Genomic DNA, 607 nt, shown 5'->3' on the forward strand with positions numbered 1-607 from the left:
GGGCCAGGGTAGCCGCCGAGCCGGACACCCCGGCGGTCGCGAGGGCGGCGGAGAGCGTGCCGCAAGGTGCCGATACCATCGTCGCCGAATGGCGGCGCGAGATCGCCGCCGTTGGCGGAAATTCCGTCAAGGCGAAGGTAGCAACTCCGGAAGTGGCGCGCGAAGTCGAGATCGACGACGAGGATCTTGCCGCGCCAACGGCCGAAACCGCGGCGCCTGGCAACGTTCCGGCGCCATCCTCGTCCGACCTGCCGCCAGCCCGGCCGGCAATCCTGTCCGAGCATGCGGGCCGTCAGGTCGCGGCGGCCTTCGGCGAGCTTTCCGATGCCTTCGCCAGCCGCAGCAAGAAGAGCTTCGACGAGATGGCCGAGGAGATGCTGCGACCGATGCTGCAGGACTGGCTCGACAACAACCTGCCGACACTGGTCGAACGGCTGGTGCGCGAGGAAATTGAGCGCGTGGCGCGCGGCGCGCAGTAATTTCGTCTGAGCTTTCAGTGTAAAAGGGGCCGCCGTCGGGCGGTGCTTTTTATTTCCCCGAAAATGCGGCCGCGCGATTTGTCTTGCGATGAGTAATGGGCTTGCCGCTGATCGCCGCAAGCCTATCT

1 protein-coding gene is annotated in these 607 nt (G+C 66.1%); it reads left to right on the forward strand.

Features of this window, described 5'->3' with window-relative positions; all coding sequences use genetic code 11:
• On the forward strand, positions 1-479 hold a 479-nt coding region (locus EOA60_RS36225; RefSeq protein WP_128312790.1), incomplete at its 5' end, for a DUF2497 domain-containing protein.
• Positions 480-607 lie beyond the last annotated feature (128 nt).

Source organism: Mesorhizobium sp. M1A.F.Ca.IN.020.06.1.1, assembly GCF_004023265.1.
Lineage (GTDB): Bacteria > Pseudomonadota > Alphaproteobacteria > Rhizobiales > Rhizobiaceae > Mesorhizobium.